The 16,432-nt window shown below is 19.7% G+C and carries 15 protein-coding genes; 12 read left to right on the plus strand and 3 right to left on the minus strand.

Annotation, left to right across the window (positions count from 1 at the left end):
* Positions 1–89: 89 nt before the first annotated feature.
* Entirely contained in the window at positions 90–914 is an 825-nt protein-coding gene (truA, locus tag GJT83_RS00380; protein WP_246208747.1) for a tRNA pseudouridine(38-40) synthase TruA, read from the minus strand.
* A 150-nt stretch (positions 915–1,064) separates the two neighbouring features.
* Here truA and GJT83_RS00385 point away from each other — a divergent pair, with 150 nt between their 5' ends.
* The 3 genes from GJT83_RS00385 to lipA are packed head-to-tail and all read left to right on the plus strand — an operon-like array spanning position 1,065 to position 3,904.
* Positions 1,065–2,285, plus strand: a complete 1,221-nt coding sequence (locus GJT83_RS00385; protein WP_168892493.1) for a serine hydrolase — start codon at positions 1,065–1,067, stop codon at positions 2,283–2,285.
* Positions 2,286–2,333: 48 nt separating this feature from the next.
* Positions 2,334–2,978 (plus strand): lipoyl(octanoyl) transferase LipB, encoded by a 645-nt coding sequence (gene lipB / locus GJT83_RS00390; protein ID WP_168892494.1) that lies wholly within the window; start codon positions 2,334–2,336, stop codon positions 2,976–2,978.
* A 59-nt stretch (positions 2,979–3,037) separates the two neighbouring features.
* Positions 3,038–3,904: a lipoyl synthase gene (lipA, locus tag GJT83_RS00395; protein WP_168892495.1), complete on the plus strand. Its 867-nt coding sequence runs from the start codon at positions 3,038–3,040 to the stop codon at positions 3,902–3,904.
* Positions 3,905–4,073: 169 nt separating this feature from the next.
* On the opposite strand, the gene cspE is transcribed toward lipA, so the two are convergent.
* Complete coding sequence (cspE, locus tag GJT83_RS00400; protein ID WP_168820002.1) at positions 4,074–4,283, minus strand: transcription antiterminator/RNA stability regulator CspE; 210 nt, start codon at positions 4,281–4,283, stop codon at positions 4,074–4,076.
* A gap of 197 nt (positions 4,284–4,480) precedes the next feature.
* Here cspE and GJT83_RS00405 point away from each other — a divergent pair, with 197 nt between their 5' ends.
* The 3 genes from GJT83_RS00405 (at position 4,481) to GJT83_RS00415 (ending at position 8,368) form a co-directional block, all read left to right on the plus strand.
* Positions 4,481–5,269: an enoyl-ACP reductase FabI gene (locus GJT83_RS00405; RefSeq protein ID WP_168892496.1), complete on the plus strand. Its 789-nt coding sequence runs from the start codon at positions 4,481–4,483 to the stop codon at positions 5,267–5,269.
* A gap of 146 nt (positions 5,270–5,415) precedes the next feature.
* Positions 5,416–6,963, plus strand: coding sequence for a Re/Si-specific NAD(P)(+) transhydrogenase subunit alpha (locus GJT83_RS00410; protein ID WP_168892497.1), 1,548 nt, complete (start codon positions 5,416–5,418; stop codon positions 6,961–6,963).
* Between the two features lie 13 nt (positions 6,964–6,976).
* Positions 6,977–8,368 (plus strand): NAD(P)(+) transhydrogenase (Re/Si-specific) subunit beta, encoded by a 1,392-nt coding sequence (locus tag GJT83_RS00415; protein ID WP_168892498.1) that lies wholly within the window; start codon positions 6,977–6,979, stop codon positions 8,366–8,368.
* 158 nt (positions 8,369–8,526) lie between these two features.
* Here the strand turns inward: GJT83_RS00415 and rne are convergent, their stop codons facing one another.
* On the minus strand, positions 8,527–11,136 hold the full coding sequence (gene rne, locus GJT83_RS02490; RefSeq protein ID WP_168892499.1) for a ribonuclease E: 2,610 nt from the start codon (positions 11,134–11,136) through the stop codon (positions 8,527–8,529).
* A gap of 340 nt (positions 11,137–11,476) precedes the next feature.
* Between rne and GJT83_RS00425 the strand changes: the two genes are divergently transcribed.
* From GJT83_RS00425 to fabF, 6 genes are all read left to right on the plus strand, one after another.
* Positions 11,477–12,424 carry an RluA family pseudouridine synthase gene (locus tag GJT83_RS00425; protein WP_168892500.1) on the plus strand — a complete coding sequence of 316 codons (948 nt, stop codon included), beginning with the start codon at positions 11,477–11,479 and terminating at the stop codon, positions 12,422–12,424.
* Between the two features lie 123 nt (positions 12,425–12,547).
* A complete protein-coding gene (rpmF, locus tag GJT83_RS00430) occupies positions 12,548–12,721 on the plus strand; it encodes a 50S ribosomal protein L32 (RefSeq protein ID WP_168892501.1) in 174 nt (57 codons plus the stop codon).
* A gap of 234 nt (positions 12,722–12,955) precedes the next feature.
* Entirely contained in the window at positions 12,956–13,903 is a 948-nt protein-coding gene (gene fabD / locus GJT83_RS00435) for an ACP S-malonyltransferase (RefSeq protein WP_281348857.1), read from the plus strand.
* On the plus strand, positions 13,900–14,637 hold the full coding sequence (gene fabG, locus GJT83_RS00440; protein WP_168892502.1) for a 3-oxoacyl-[acyl-carrier-protein] reductase: 738 nt from the start codon (positions 13,900–13,902) through the stop codon (positions 14,635–14,637). The genes fabD and fabG overlap by 4 nt, the downstream gene beginning before the upstream one ends.
* A gap of 149 nt (positions 14,638–14,786) precedes the next feature.
* On the plus strand, positions 14,787–15,026 hold the full coding sequence (acpP, locus tag GJT83_RS00445; protein WP_211080561.1) for an acyl carrier protein: 240 nt from the start codon (positions 14,787–14,789) through the stop codon (positions 15,024–15,026).
* Positions 15,027–15,103: 77 nt separating this feature from the next.
* Complete coding sequence (fabF, locus tag GJT83_RS00450) at positions 15,104–16,342, plus strand: beta-ketoacyl-ACP synthase II (RefSeq protein ID WP_168892504.1); 1,239 nt, start codon at positions 15,104–15,106, stop codon at positions 16,340–16,342.
* The last annotated feature ends 90 nt before the right edge of the window (positions 16,343–16,432 follow it).

Here is a 16,432-nt window from a genome sequence, read left to right on the forward strand (position 1 = left end):
AATAATATATATTTTCATAAAATTTATAAATATATATTAAAAAAAACTTCATAAATTTTTTAATTTAAAAATATTAATAAAAAATTTTTTTATAAAAAATATGGAAAATTTAGATGATTATAATATGGTATATTAAATTTTTTTGGATATTCTATTTCTATTAAAAATAATCCATTAGGTTTTACTGTAGCTGATGCTTTAGTTCTATCTTTTATTTTCAATAATTCTAACAACCAAGTTTCTTTTTTTATATTTGATCCAATATCTAATAAACAACCTACTATAGTACGTACCATATGATAAATAAAAGAATTAGCTTTAATATCTATTATTATATAATTATTATGTTTCATAATATTTAAATGTATTATTTTCCTACAAGGACTATTAGATTGACATTTTACTGATCTAAAAGAAGTTAAATCTTTTTCTCCTATCAAATATTTTGCTGCTTTATTCATCTTTACTATATCTAAATTATATTGATATTGAGTAACTAAATTATTTAATATTCCAGATCGATATTTACTATTATATATAATATAATAATATTTACGTGATATAGCACTAAATCTTGCATGAAAATCTTTTACTACTGGAATAATCCAATTAACTACTATATCTTTAGGTAATAAACTATTAATTCCTAATATCCAAGATTTAATTTTACGTATAGTATTAGTTTCAAAATGAATAACTTGTCCTATACTATGTACTCCTATATCTGTTCTACCAGCACAAAAAACTTCTACATTATGATCAGCAATTATGGATATTGCATTTTCTATATTTTGTTGTATAGTATTTGGATATTTTTTTTGTTTTTGCCATCCATGATAATTACTACCATTATATTCTATACCTAAAGCAAATTTATTTTTTTTTAAATTAATTTGATGACTATTTACTAACAAATTTAATTCCTTTATTTATAATATTATAGAAATCTATTTCTATTTTATAAAAAATTATATAAAATAATATTTTAAGAAAATATTTTAATAATAAAAATTATATTTATTTTAAATTAAAAAAATTATTCTAAATATAGAGTTTAACATATAATGAAATTAATAAATAATTGTATTAAATATTCTTATAAAATATTAATTAACTTAGTACTAATTATTACATGTGTAATGTATTCTTATCTAACTTATAGTTATGAAAATGTTTTTGAAACTGTATCTAAACCTATAATAAAAGCTGAATCATATATTTTAATAGATTATTATACAGGTTTAGTATTAGCAGAAAAAAATGCTGATATACATTATAAACCTGCTAGTTTAGCAAAAGTAATGACTAGTTATGTAATAGAACAAGCTATTAAATTAGGTAAAATTCATCAAAATGATATAGTTACTATAGGTAAACATGCTCATTATTTAGGTAATATATTATTTAATGGATCATCTTTAATGTTTTTAAAATATGGTGAACATGTATTTGTTAAAGATTTAATTAAAGGTATTATATTACAATCAGGTAATGATGCTTGTGTTGCAATGGCTGAATATATATCTGGTAATCAAAATAATTTTATTAATTTAATGAATTTTTATTCAAAAAAAATAGGATTAAAAGATACAATTTTTAAAAATGTACATGGATTAGATGAATTAAATCAATATACATCTGCTAGAGATATGTCAATTTTAGGAACAGTATTAATAAGAGATTTTCCTAATGAATATTCTTTATATAAAGAAAAAGAATTTACTTTTAATAAAATTCATCAGATAAATCGTAATTCATTATTATGGGATAAATTTTTAAATGTAGATGGTATTAAAACTGGACATACTAATAATGCTGGTTATAATTTAATAGTTTCTGCTAAAAAATATAATATGAGACTTTTAGCTGTTATTTTAGGAGAAAAAACAGAAAAAAATCGTACATTAGAAAGTAAAATATTGTTAAATTGGGGGTTTAAAAATTTTAAAACAATAAATCCAATAATAAAATATAAAAAATTTATTTCTATTCCAATTTTTTTTGGAAAATATCATACAATACCTGTTGGTGTTAATAAAGATATATATTTAACTTTTATAAAAAATCAAGAAAAAAAATTAAAAGTAATGTATTTTGTTAATTACAATAAAATGATAGCACCTATTCATAAATATGAAGTATTAGGAAGTGTTAGTTTTGTAATAAATAATCATATATTAAGAAAATATCCATTAATATCTTTAAAAGAAATTCCTCGAGGAAATATTTTTATTTGTATTTTTGATTATATTAGATTATTATTAAGTAAATGGTTAGATCAATAATTTTATAAAATAATATATTTCATTGAAATTAATATTCATATTATAATTATGTATGATTATGAAAATAACTTATTTATACGTTATTTAGGAATAGAACCTTGGATTCTAACGTATAAAAAAATGAATAGTTTTACTCAACAACGAGATGATAATACATTAGATGAAATTTGGATGGTAGAACATACACCAGTATTTACACAAGGAAGAACATCTAAAAAAAAAGATATTTTATTTATTAATAGTAAAATACCTTTATTTAATAGTAATAGAGGTGGAAAAATTACATATCATGCTCCAGGACAGCAATTAATGTATACATTAATTAATTTAAAAAAACGTAAAATTAATATACGATCATTAATTTTAATGTTAGAAAAAACTGTAATAAATATTTTGTTTTATATAGGTATTAAAACTGATAAATTATTACATAAATATAATACTGGTGTATATATTAATAATAAAAAAGTTGCTTCAATAGGATTAAAAATATCTAGAGGCTATTCATTACATGGTATTGCTATAAATGTTGATATGAATTTATTACCTTTTTCTTATATTAATCCATGTGGTTTTAGTAAGTTAAAAATGATTCAAATAAAAGATTTAGTTCCTAATATTAAAATTTCTATAATAAAAAATTTGATGGTTAATGAATTCATTAAATTATTGAATAAATATAGTAAAATATAAAATTAATTTCATATCTAAAATAATAAAATGTATTTATAAATAATTAGTAAATCACTAATATGAAACAAAATTTTTTAAAAAAACCTGATTGGATAAAAATAAAATTTTCAGAAAAAAATATTCATAAAGTAAAACAAATTAAATCTATTATAAAAAATAATAAATTACATTCTGTTTGTGAAGAAGCTTCTTGTCCTAATATTATGGAATGTTTTGGTAAAGGACAAGTAACTTTTATGATTTTAGGTAATATATGTACTAGAAATTGTTTATATTGTAATGTTATTAATGGTAGACCATTATTAAATATTAATAATGAAGCATTAAATTTAGCTAATACTATTTATCAAATGAAATTAAAATATGTAGTTATTACTTCTGTAAATAGAGATGATTTACATGATGGAGGAGCTAAACAATTTTCTACATGTATAAAATTAATACGTAAAAAAAATCCTGGTATTAAAATAGAAATTTTAGTTCCTGATTTTAAAAATTGTATTAATAAAGCTTTAAAAATCATTGAAAATACACTTCCTAATGTCTTTAATCATAATATAGAAACAGTAGAACGTTTATTTAAAATAATAAGACCTTCTGGAAATTATCAAAAATCGTTAATATTATTAAAAAAATTTAAAAAAAAATTTCCGAATATCATAACAAAATCGGGATTAATGTTAGGTTTTGGAGAAACTAATGAAGAATTATTTAATACTTTATATGATTTAAAATCTAACGGAGTAGATATTATTACTATAGGACAATATTTACAACCAACTAAAAAACATATTCCTGTTAAAAAATATATTAGTTTATTAGAATTTGATAAAATAAGAAAAAAAGCTACTAATATAGGTTTTAAAAAAGTAATATGTGGTCCTTTTATACGTTCTTCTTATAATGCACAAAATTATTCCTGTTAAATTTATGCCTCTGAATAGTTTAGATCTTTTTATAACATTTGTTCAAAACAAATTAATTATTAATTAAAAATTTTTCTAATACATTTGTTTTATTTATAAATATTAAAAATAAAAAATTTAAACACTCAGAGGCAATAGAACTCATAGATCTTTCAAAATACTAATAATTTTAAATAGCAATTACATTAGCAGCAGAAGGACCTTTGGCTCCGTTAGTGATTTCAAATTCTACTTTTTGGCCTTCAGTTAATGTTTTGAATCCATTGCTTTGAATTGCAGAAAAATGTACAAAAACATCTTTACTACCATCTTCAGGAGTAATGAAACCAAAGCCTTTAGATTCATTAAACCACTTAACGTTACCTTTAATCTTGGACATCAATTATTACCTTTAAATAAAAATAGACACTGAAGTGTGTCAATTAAAGTACAACAATTAATAATTCATTTGTCTAGTTAAACAGATCAAAAAAGTGAGAAATGTCGAATTTTTTAAATTTTATTTAAAATAATATTTTTCATATTTAATTTTTTTAAATTCAATATATAATTTTTTTAAAAAGGTATAATTTTTTTATGAAATTATTATTAGGAAAAAAAATATTAATTACAGGAATAATAAGTAAATTATCTATTGCATATGGAATAGCTAAAGCTATGTACAATAATAAAGCAGAATTAATTTTTACATATCATAAAGAAAAAAATAAAAAAAGAGTAGAAAAATTAGTAAAAAATATGACAAATTACCCAATAATAAAATGTAATGTTTCTAAAGATAATAATATAAAATCTTTATTTATTAAATTATCTCAATTTTGGAGTAAATTTCATGGATTTATACATTCTATTGCTTTTGTTCCTAAAAATCAATTAAAAGGTAGTTTTATTGATAATACCTCAAGAAAAGGATTTCAAATAGCTCATGATATTAGTTCATATAGTTTAACAGCAATGGTTAAAGAATGTCGTAATATGTTATATCCTCAATCTGCAATAGTTTCTTTATCATATTTAGGTTCTAATAGAGTTGTTCCAAATTATAATGTTATGGGATTAGCGAAAGCATCATTAGAAGCTAATATTCGTTATATAGCATATGATATTGGTAAACAAAATATTAGGATTAATGGAATATCTTCTTCTCCAATAAAAACTTTATCTTCATCAGGAATTAATAATTTAAATAATATAATTAAATATTATAATAATATGACACCATTATCATATACAATTACAATTAATGATATTGGTAATGTTGCAGTATTTTTATGTTCTGATTTATCATGTGGAATTACAGGAGAGATAATTCATGTAGATGGAGGATTCAATCTTATTACTATGAATGAAAATTTAAAATTTTAATTTGATTAATTTATAAAAAAATATAAATTAATGATAATATCATTATATAAATGATAATTTTTATGTTTTAGGAATCTTTTTCGTTTTATTAAAAATAAGTATTTTAAAATATAGAACATAAATTATATAAAAATAAGGAATAAATAATGTTAATTGGAATACCTAAAGAAAAATTATTTAAAGAAAAAAGAGTAGCTATTACTCCTACATCAGTAAAAAAATTAATAAAATTAGGTTTTAAAATATTTATTGAAAATAATGCTGGAGAACATGCTTATTTTCAAAATCAAGATTTTATTAATGTAGGAGCTCAAGTTGTTAATAACAATAAAATCTGGACTGCTAATATAATAATTAAAATTAATCCTCCTGATATTGAAGAAGTAAAATTAATTAAAAAAAATAGTATATTAATTAGTTTTATTTGGCCTTCAAAAAATAAAACTTTATTAAAAGAATTAGCAATTAAAAATATTACAGCTATATCAATGGATTCTGTACCTAGAATTTCTAGAGCACAATCTATAGATGCTTTAAGTTCTATGAGTAATTTAGCTGGATATAGAAGTGTTATAGAATCAACTTATTTATTTGGTAGATCACTTAATGGACAAATTACAGCTGCAGGAAAAATTTCACCAGCTAAAATAATTGTAATAGGTGTTGGAGTTGCAGGTTTATCTGCTATTGCAACTGCAAGAAGTTTAGGAGCAATTGTTAAAGCATTTGATACTAGAGAAGAAGTTAAAGAACAAATTAATAGTATGGGTGCTACATTTTTACAATTTAAAAAAGAAAATAAAGATTTAAATAATAATATACCTTCTTATTTAAATCAAATAGATTCAGAAATTAAACTTTTATCTAATTATATTAAAGAAACAGATATTATTATTACTACAGCATTAATACCTGATCAAAAAGCTCCTATTTTAATTAATAATGAAATGATAAATAATATGAAACCTGGAAGTATTATTTTTGATTTAGCAGTTGAAAATGGTGGTAATTGTATATTAACTCAAAAAGATAAAATTATTATAACTAAAAATAATATTAAAATAGTAGGTTTTACTAATTTACCTAGTAAAATGGCTACACAAGCTTCTCAATTGTACAGTAATAATGTTATGAATTTAATTCAATTACTATTTTCTAAAAAAGATAAAAAAATAGATATTGATTTTAAAGATGAAATCATACGTAATATGACTGTTACTTATGATAAAAAAATTATTTGGCCAGCACCATTAATTAAAGAAAAAATTTTTGAACAAAATTTAGAAAAATCATATAGTTTAAAATTAAAACAAAAAAATATAAATAACAAACAAAATAAATCTTATTTAAAATATATTAAAAAATATTTTTGTTTATTTTTAAGTTTATCTTTTATTTATATTTTAAAATTTCTTCCTAAAGAAACTATACCTCATTTTATAATATTTTTATTATCTTGTATAATAGGTTATTATGTTATATGGAATGTTAGTCATAAATTACATACTCCTTTAATGTCAGTAACTAATGCAATTTCAGGTATTATTATTATTGGTGTTATATTTCAAATTAATAATAATAATAATATATTAATAACTATATTATCATTTTTAGGAATATTATTATCTAGTATAAATATTTTTGGTGGATTAACTATAACTCAACGTATGTTAAAAATGTTTAATAAAAATTAAGAGGTATTAATAGATGTTTGATGGACTAGCAATAGTTACATATACTATATCTTCAATATTATTTATATTTAGTCTTGCAAGTCTTTCTCAAAAAGAAACCTCTAAAAGAGGTAATTTATTTGCTATTATAGGAATGATAATTGCAATTATAGCTGCTATATTACAATCTAAATTTTATAATATTGGTTATATATTAATAGCTATTATTTTAGGAGGTATTATTGGTACAAATATATCTAAAAAAATAGATATGACTAAAATGCCTCAATTAATTGCTATATTACATAGTTTTGTAGGATTAACTGCAATTTTCGTAGGAATAAATAGTTATTTATCAATATATTATAATGTAAATAAAATACATGATTCAATAAGGTTGATAGAAATATTTATTAGTATTTTTATAGGTTCTATAACTTTTATAGGTTCAATTATTGCATTTGGTAAATTATCAGGAATTATTACATCAAAAGCTTATAATTTTAAATTTAAAAAATTAATTAATATTCTTACATTTATTATTTCTGCTTTTTTAATGATAATATTTTTAAAAACAAAATATATTATTTTACAAATTTTATCATTAATATTTATGATACATATTTCATTAATTTTTGGTTTATATTTAATAATTAGTATAGGTGGTGCTGATATGCCTATAGTAATTTCAATGTTAAATTCATATTCAGGTTGGGCTGCCTCAGCTTCTGGATTTATGTTAAATAATGATCTCTTAATTATTACTGGAGCATTAGTTGGTTCTTCTGGAGCAATATTATCATATTTAATGTGTAAAGGTATGAATAGATCATTCATTAATGTAATATTTGGAGGATTACAAAATAAAAAAAGTAATAATATTATTGAAAATGATATTGAACAACAATATAGAAAAATTTCTATAAATGACACAGTAGAACTTTTGAAAGATTCTAGTAGCATTATTATTATTCCTGGATATGGAATGGCTGTAGCACAAGCTCAATATCCTATTTCAGAAATAGTAAAAAAATTAACTTTATATAATATTAAAGTAAGATTTGCTATTCATCCGGTAGCTGGAAGATTACCAGGACATATGAATGTTTTATTAGCAGAAGCAAATATACCTTATGAAATAATATTAGAAATGGATGAAATTAATAAAGATTTTTCTAATACTGATACTGTATTAATTATAGGAGCTAATGATACAGTTAATCCATCAGCTCAGGATGATAAAAATAGTCCAATTTCAGGTATGCCTGTATTAGAAGCTTGGAAAGCAAAAAATATTATTATTTTTAAAAGAAGTATGAATTATGGATATTCTGGTATTACTAATCCTCTATTTTATAAAGATAATAGTTATATGTTATTTGGAGATGCAAAAGAAACAATTAATAAAATTCTTAAAATACTTTAATAATATAATAATTATTATTGATTCTAGATCATCATTAAATAAATTACTAGAATTAACTAATAATTTAAATAAATTAAATTATTAGTTAATAATATATTTTTTATTAAGTAAAAATAATATTTATTTATATGAAATATTTCTATTTTATAAAAAAAAGATTATGGTTTTTGTGCTGGAGCAGTAGCATATCTATTAGCAGCGTGTCCTCCTGCTCCTCTATTTTTATTTTCTATATTAAATAGTGAATATATTAATTTACGATTTTTATAATAATATAATAATGTATGTTTATTATTTTTATTTAATTGTTTTTTTTTAAATAAAAAAAATTTATTTGGTATTTTTTTTTCAATTATATTATTTTTTTTTATAATTTTATCTTTTTTATTTGTAATAATTTTTGTTAATAATATATTATTAAAAAATATATTATCTTTTATATAAAGATTTATTTTAGATAAAATTTTTTCATTATAATTTATAATATATTTATTATTTTTTTTATAAAAAATTTGAGAAAAAAATATAGGTGAATTAAATACAAAATTTTGTTGAGTATTTAAGTTATGTATAATATTTTTATTTAATTTTTTATGTTTTAAATTATTTATTTTTAAGTTTAATTGATTATATGTTTGTACTGTTTTTATAAAAAATAAATTAGGTCTTTTATTAAAAATAATTAAATTTTGATAATAAACATTATCATAATAAAAATTATTATATTTTTTATATATTAAATAATTTTTATTAATATTTCTAAAGGGATATAATTTTTTTTTTAAATTAAGAATTTTAAATTGATTTTTTTGACTTTTCAATAAATTATTTATTTTTAATATTAATTGATTTTTTATTTTAATTGTTTTATGTTTAGAAAACGTAGAAAAATTTTTTATTTTAGTTTTTATTTGAGATATTTTAATATTAAAAATTAATTTAATTTTTTTAACATAATTAATATATCTATCATATTTTTTTTTAAAAAAAATAATTATTTTTTTATTTTTATTTAAAAAAAAATTTTTAATAATATTAATATTCTTTTTATTAAAATTATTAAACATAATATTATTAATTTTAAAAAAAAAATTAATTATTTTATTTTTTTTAACACTTTTATTTTGATTATTAATAAAAAATTTTTTATTTATAATAAAATTTTTCTTTTTTATTAAATTTTTTTTTAACAATTGATAAGAATAATTATCATTTTTTTTATGATAAAATGCATAATTTAAATTATATATTTTTGTTATAGAATTATTAATATTTTTTTTATCTTCTCCATGTCTAATACGTAAAATAGAATAATTAGGAGTTTCTATTTGGTCATTTGGAATTATAAAAGTTCGTATACCATTTTTTCTATTTTCAATAGCATTAACAGATTTTCTTTTTTCATTTAATAAATATGATGCTATTTTTACTGGTACTATTGCATATACTTCTTTAGTATTTTCTTTAAATGATTCTTCTTCAATTAATCTTAAAATTGATAAAGATAATGATTTATAGTCTCTTATTGTTCCATTTCCTATACATCTAGGACACATATAATGACTTGATTCTCTTAGAGATGAACTAATTCTTTGACGAGACATTTCTAATAATCCAAATTTTGATATTTGATTCATTTGTATTTTTGCTCTATCTTGACGTAATTTATCTCTTAAACGTTGTTCAACAGCTCTTTGATTTTCTAAAGAAGACATATCAATAAAATCAATAACAATTAAACCACCTATATCACGTAATCTTAATTGTCTTGCAATTTCATCAGTAGCTTCTAAGTTAATATTAAAAGCTGTTTCTTCTATATCTATTCCTTTAGTTGCTTTAGCTGAATTAACATCAACTGATGTAAGTGCTTCAGTTGTATCAATAACTATTGATCCTCCAGATATTAAATTTACTTTTCTTTGAAATGCAGTTTCTATTTGTGATTCTATTTGATAATGACTAAATAATGGAATATTTCCAGAATATAATTTAATTTTTTTATTAAAATCAGATCTTCCTAATAAGCTAATATATTCTTTAGCTAATTTTAATATTTTAGGATTATCAATAAGTATTTCATTAATATCTGTATAAAGATAATCTCTAAAAGCCCTCATAATTATATTACTTTCTTGATGTATTAAAAAAGGAGCTGGTTTACTATTAGCTATTTGATTAATTAATTTCCAATGTTTTAATCTAAATTGTAAATCATATTCTAATTCTTTATTTTTTTTTCCTAAACCTGCAGTACGAATTATTAATCCCATTCCTTTAGGTAATTTTAAAGATAGTAAAACTTCTTTTAATTCATTTCTTTTTTCACCTTCAATTCTTTTTGAAATTCCTCCTACTTTAGGACTATTAGGCATTAAGACTAAATATGTACCTGCTAAACTTATGAAAGTAGTTAATGAAGCTCCTTTATTACCTCTTTCTTCTTTATTAATTTGTACAATTAATTCTTTACCTTTATATAAATATTCTTTAATATTTTTTTTTTTTAAAATAATATTATTCGAGTCATCAGTAATATTTTTATAATTAATTTCTTTAAAAGGTAAAAATCCATGTTTTTTAGTACCATAATCTACAAAAACAGCTTCTAAACTTTGTTCAATATGAATAATTTTACCTTTATATATATTAGATTTTTTTTTCTGATAAGTATCATTAGCGATATCTAAATCATATAATCTTTGTCCATCAACCATAGCTACACGTAATTCCTCATGTTGTGTAGCATTTATTAACATTCTTTTCATTATAACTTACTCATTACTTTTATATCAGATTTATCATTTTATAAAAATTATTTAATTTGTAAAATTTAGTATATTATTTTTTAAAAAAAATAATATTAAAATATTTTTCTAAAAATTAATAATAAAATATATTAAATATTATCTTTATATGTTATTTTTAATAAAATGGATGTTTGTATATTTTATTTATTAATATAAAAATTAAAATAAACAATCACAATATTTTATTCTAACATAAAAGTATATTTTCAAATAATTATTTTCATTAATAATGTATATTAAATTTAAATATTATTTAAAATATAAATAATTATATTTTATATATGGATTTTAATATTTTATGTATAAAAAAATAGATTATAAACTTATAATTATACCTAATTACATAGATTCACAAAGAATTGATAATTTTTTAATTACAAAATTTAAAAATATTCCTAAAAGTTTCATTTATAGAATTTTACGACAAGGAAAAATAAGAGTTAATAAAAAAAAAGTAAATCCAAAATATAAAATAAAATCACAAGATATTTTAAATATACCTTTAATATATATAAAAAACATAAAAAAAAAGAATACATTAATTAATGAAAAAAAAATATTTTTTTTTAAAAAAATGATTTTATTTGAAGATAAATATATTATTGCTATAAATAAACCATCTGGTATTGCTGTTCATGGAGGTAGTGGTATAAATTTTGGTATAATTGAAAACTTTCGAGTTTTATTTAAAAAAATTAAATTTTTAGAATTAGTACATAGGTTAGATAAAGAAACTTCAGGTATATTACTAATAGCAAAAAAAAGATCTGTATTAAAAATATTACATAAACAATTACGTGAAAATAAAATAATAAAAAATTATATAGCATTAGTGAAGGGAACTTATACGAAAAATAATCATGGACATATTAAAGGTTTTTTATTAAAAAAAAATAATAATAATAAGATAAAAGTAATAACACATAATACACTTGGTAAGTATTCAGAAACAAAATTTAAAGTTATAAAATACTATAATTCTATGATGTTATTAAATATAATGCCTTTAACAGGACGTACTCATCAAATTAGAGTACATATGTCCCATATTGGTCATCCCATTGCTTATGATCAACGTTATGGAGATAAAGATTTTAATTTAAATTTAAAAAAAATAGGATTAAATAGATTATTTTTACATGCACAAAAAATAAAATTTATACATCCAATAACAAATAAAAAAATTAATATTTGTGCTCCTTTAGATTATAAATTAAATAATTATTTATTAAAATTAAATTCATAAATTAAGAATATTATTTTTTTATTGAACATCTGAATTTTTAAATATATAATTTAATTTAAATAAAATAATATTTCTATAATATAGAATAAAATTATTATTAAAAAATAAATAAAAGGATTAAATATGGCTGTACAAAAAAGTAAAAAATCTAGATCTAAAAGAGGTATGCGTCGATCTCATGATAAATTATCTGAAAATAAAATTTTATTAATTGATAAAAAAACGGGAAAAAAATATTTATATCATAATATGACATCTGATGGTTTTTATAAAGGAAAAAAAATTATAAATAAATAATTTTTATTTTTAATTATTTAAAAATTTATCTTAAATAATTATCTAAATTATTTATTTAAATTAAATTTATTTTTTATATGTTTTTTATAAAAGATAAATTTAATTATATTTATAATATAAATAAATTAAATAATTTAAATATTTAAAAATTTTTTATGTTTTAATATAGGAATATTAATTTGAATATGAATAATAATTCATTATTAAATATACAAAAAAAAAAAAATAGCTGCTATTTTTCCAGGTCAAGGATGTCAGTTTATTGGAATGTTATCAGATTTATTTAATAATAATTTAATTATTAAAAAAATTTTTCAAGAAGCATCTAATATTTTAAAATATGATTTATGGAATTTAATTCAAAAAGGTCCTCTAAAAACATTAAATATAACTTATTATACTCAACCTGCTATATTAATATCATCTTTTGCAATATATAAATTATGGTTACAAAAAAATAATATAATACCTAATATTATGGCTGGTCATAGTTTAGGTGAATATACTGCTATGTTATGTAGTAATGTTATTAATTTTTATGATGCTATACAATTAGTTAATTATAGAGGTAAATTAATGCAAGAAATATCTTATTCTTTAAAAGAAAATAATATGGATGGATATTTTATGCAAGTTATTTTAGGTTTAAACAAAAATTTAGTTCAAAAAATTTGTAAACAAGAAGCAAAAAATAATATAGTTAATATTTCTAATTATAATACATATAATCAAGTTACAATTAGTGGGAATAAAAAAGCTATATTAAGAGTTGTTAAAATATGTAAATTATTAGGTGCTCATAATATACCATTATATATTAATACACCTGCACATTGTTTATTAATGAAACCAATAGTAAATAAATTTAAAAAATTTTTAAAAAATATTAAATTTAATCATCCTAAAATTCCTATTATTAATACCCTTGATATAAAATGTGAAACATCTCCAAAAAAAATAAAATATAATTTAATACGTCAATTATATAATCCAGTAAATTGGGTTAAATGTATAGAATATATATCAAATAAAAATATAAATAATTTATTAGAATTTGGTCCTAAAAATATATTAGCAAAAATAACTAAACAAATTATTAATAATTTAGATGTTATTTCAATAAACAATTCTAAAACATTATCTATTGCATTAAAAAAATATAATAATATGAGAAAAATATGAATTTAAAAGGAAAATTAGCTTTAGTTACAGGAGCTAATCGTGGTATAGGATATTATATTTCTAATACTTTAGCAAATTATGGTGCTAAAGTTATTGGAACATCTAAAAGTATTCATGGTGTAAAAATTATAAATAAATATTTAGGTCAAAAAGGTATTGGTTTAATATTAGATTTAATAAATAATTCTGGATCTATTAAAAATTTCTTAAATAACATTCATCATAAATTTGGAAATATAGATATATTAGTAAATAATGCTGGTATTACTTCTGATAATCTTCTAATAAAAATGAAGGAGAGTGAATGGAATAATGTTTTAATAACGAATTTAACTTCTGTTTTTATATTATCAAAAGAAGTTATTCGTTATATGTTAAAAAAATCATTTGGACGTATTATTACTATAGGATCTATAATAGGATCTATAGGTAATATAGGACAAGTAAATTATGCAGCATCAAAATCAGGTTTAATAGGATTTAGTAAATCTTTAGCTTTAGAAGTAGCACATAAAGGAGTTACTGTTAATATTATATCTCCTGGATTTATTGAAACTGATATGACTAATAAACTTTCAAAACATACAAAAAATAATATTTTATCTAAAATACCTTTTAAACGTTTTGGTAAACCACAAGAAATAGCTGATGCTGTAGCATTTTTAGCTTCTGATAAAGCATCGTATATTACAGGAGAAACAATACATGTTAATGGTGGCTTGTATATGCCTTAAATGAGTATAATTTTATTATATAAATTATATTAGATCTTTGAAATAAATTTTTTATTTTTAATAAAGATACTAATAAGTAATAAATCTTTTTCAGAATTTGATAAATAGCGAACCATCGCATGAATGAGTTTTATAGGAAATTTAATAGTATGAGTAGTTCCACAGAAAAACGTATTAAGAAAATTATTAGTGAACAACTTGATGTTAAACAAGAAAATGTTATTAATACTAATGCTTTTATAAAAGATTTAGGAGCAGATTCTCTTGATACTGTTGAGCTAGTCATGGCTCTAGAAGAAGAGTTTAATATTGAAATTTCAGATGAGGATGCTGAAAAAATTACTACTGTTCAAGAAGCAATTAATTATATTAATCATCATCAAAATTAAATAACATCAAAGGATGAATCAAAATATTAAATTCATCCTTTGATTATTATTAAAAATAATTTTATATTATAAAAAATATGTTAAAACGTAGAGTAGTTATTACTGGTATAGGTCTTATTACTCCTATAGGAAATACAGTAAAAATTAGTTGGAATAATGTTATAAATGGAAATAGTGGTATTAATTTGATTAAAGATTTTGATACAAGCAAATATACTACTAAATTTGCAGGACTAATAAAAAATTTTTCTTGTAAAGATTTTATTATAAAAAAAAAAATACGTAATATGGATCTATTTATTCAATATGGAATAGTTGCTTCTAAACAAGCAATACAAGATTCAGGAATAATTATTAATAAAATAAATTCTTATCGATTTGGTGTTGCAATAGGTTCTGGAATGGGTGGAATTGGTTTAACAGAAAAAAATAATTATATATTATATAATAAAGGTCCTCAAAAAATAACTCCTTTTTTTATTCCATCTACAATGATTAATATGATAACAGGAAATGTTGCTATTAATTATGGTTTTAAAGGACCTACAATATCTATTAGTAGTGCTTGTAGTTCTGCAATGCAGAATATTGGAGTAGCATCTAGAATAATATCTTATAATGATGCTGATATAATGTTAGCTGGTGGTTCAGAGAAAGCAATAACTCCTCTAGGACTAAGTGGATTTTGTGCAATGAAAGCACTTTCTAAAAGAAATAATAGTCCTAAAGAAGCTAGTCGTCCTTGGGATAAGGATCGAGATGGATTTGTTTTAAGTGATGGAGCTGGAATATTAGTATTAGAAGAATATAATCATGCAAAAAAACGTAATGCAAATATTTATGCTGAAATAGTAGGATTTGGCATGAGTAATGATGCTTATCATATAACAACTCCATCTAAATATGGTGAAGGAGCTATTTTATCTATGTTAAATGCACTAAAAGATGCAAACATAGATTCTAATGAAATTAAATATATTAATGCTCATGGTACATCAACTATATTAGGTGATATTGCTGAAGTTTATGCTATTAAATATGTTTTTAAACATAATCTAAAATTATTTGTAAGTTCTACTAAATCAGTTACTGGACATTTATTAGGTGCTTCAGGTGCAGTAGAATCTATTTATTCTATTTTATCTTTAAAAGATCAAATAGTACCTCCAACTATTAATTTAAATAATGTTGATAAAAATTTTAATTTAGATTTTATTCCTCATTTTGCACGTGATGTTAAAAATATGAAATATGTATTATGTAATTCTTTTGGTTTTGGAGGGACTAATGCTACACTAATTTTTAAAAAAATATAATTAATTATAAAAATATTTAAAATAAAATTTTTATAAAAAATAAAATTTATAATTAAACATATTTGATAATTTGATTTTTAATTTAATTTT

The sequence above is a fragment of the Enterobacteriaceae endosymbiont of Plateumaris pusilla genome, assembly GCF_012562765.1.
GTDB lineage: Bacteria > Pseudomonadota > Gammaproteobacteria > Enterobacterales > Enterobacteriaceae.

Bases quoted from the DNA above. Each gene is read 5' to 3' on its own strand.
- GJT83_RS00385 (WP_168892493.1), top strand. From the start codon at position 1,065: ATGAAATTAATAAATAATTGTATTAAATATTCTTATAAAATATTAATT.
- lipB (WP_168892494.1), top strand. From the start codon at position 2,334: ATGTATGATTATGAAAATAACTTATTTATACGTTATTTAGGAATAGAA.
- lipA (WP_168892495.1), top strand. From the start codon at position 3,038: ATGAAACAAAATTTTTTAAAAAAACCTGATTGGATAAAAATAAAATTT.
- cspE (WP_168820002.1), bottom strand. From the start codon at position 4,283: ATGTCCAAGATTAAAGGTAACGTTAAGTGGTTTAATGAATCTAAAGGC.
- GJT83_RS00405 (WP_168892496.1), top strand. From the start codon at position 4,481: ATGAAATTATTATTAGGAAAAAAAATATTAATTACAGGAATAATAAGT.
- GJT83_RS00410 (WP_168892497.1), top strand. From the start codon at position 5,416: ATGTTAATTGGAATACCTAAAGAAAAATTATTTAAAGAAAAAAGAGTA.
- GJT83_RS00415 (WP_168892498.1), top strand. From the start codon at position 6,977: ATGTTTGATGGACTAGCAATAGTTACATATACTATATCTTCAATATTA.
- rne (WP_168892499.1), bottom strand. From the start codon at position 11,136: ATGAAAAGAATGTTAATAAATGCTACACAACATGAGGAATTACGTGTA.
- GJT83_RS00425 (WP_168892500.1), top strand. From the start codon at position 11,477: ATGTATAAAAAAATAGATTATAAACTTATAATTATACCTAATTACATA.
- rpmF (WP_168892501.1), top strand. From the start codon at position 12,548: ATGGCTGTACAAAAAAGTAAAAAATCTAGATCTAAAAGAGGTATGCGT.
- fabG (WP_168892502.1), top strand. From the start codon at position 13,900: ATGAATTTAAAAGGAAAATTAGCTTTAGTTACAGGAGCTAATCGTGGT.
- acpP (WP_211080561.1), top strand. From the start codon at position 14,787: ATGAGTAGTTCCACAGAAAAACGTATTAAGAAAATTATTAGTGAACAA.
- fabF (WP_168892504.1), top strand. From the start codon at position 15,104: ATGTTAAAACGTAGAGTAGTTATTACTGGTATAGGTCTTATTACTCCT.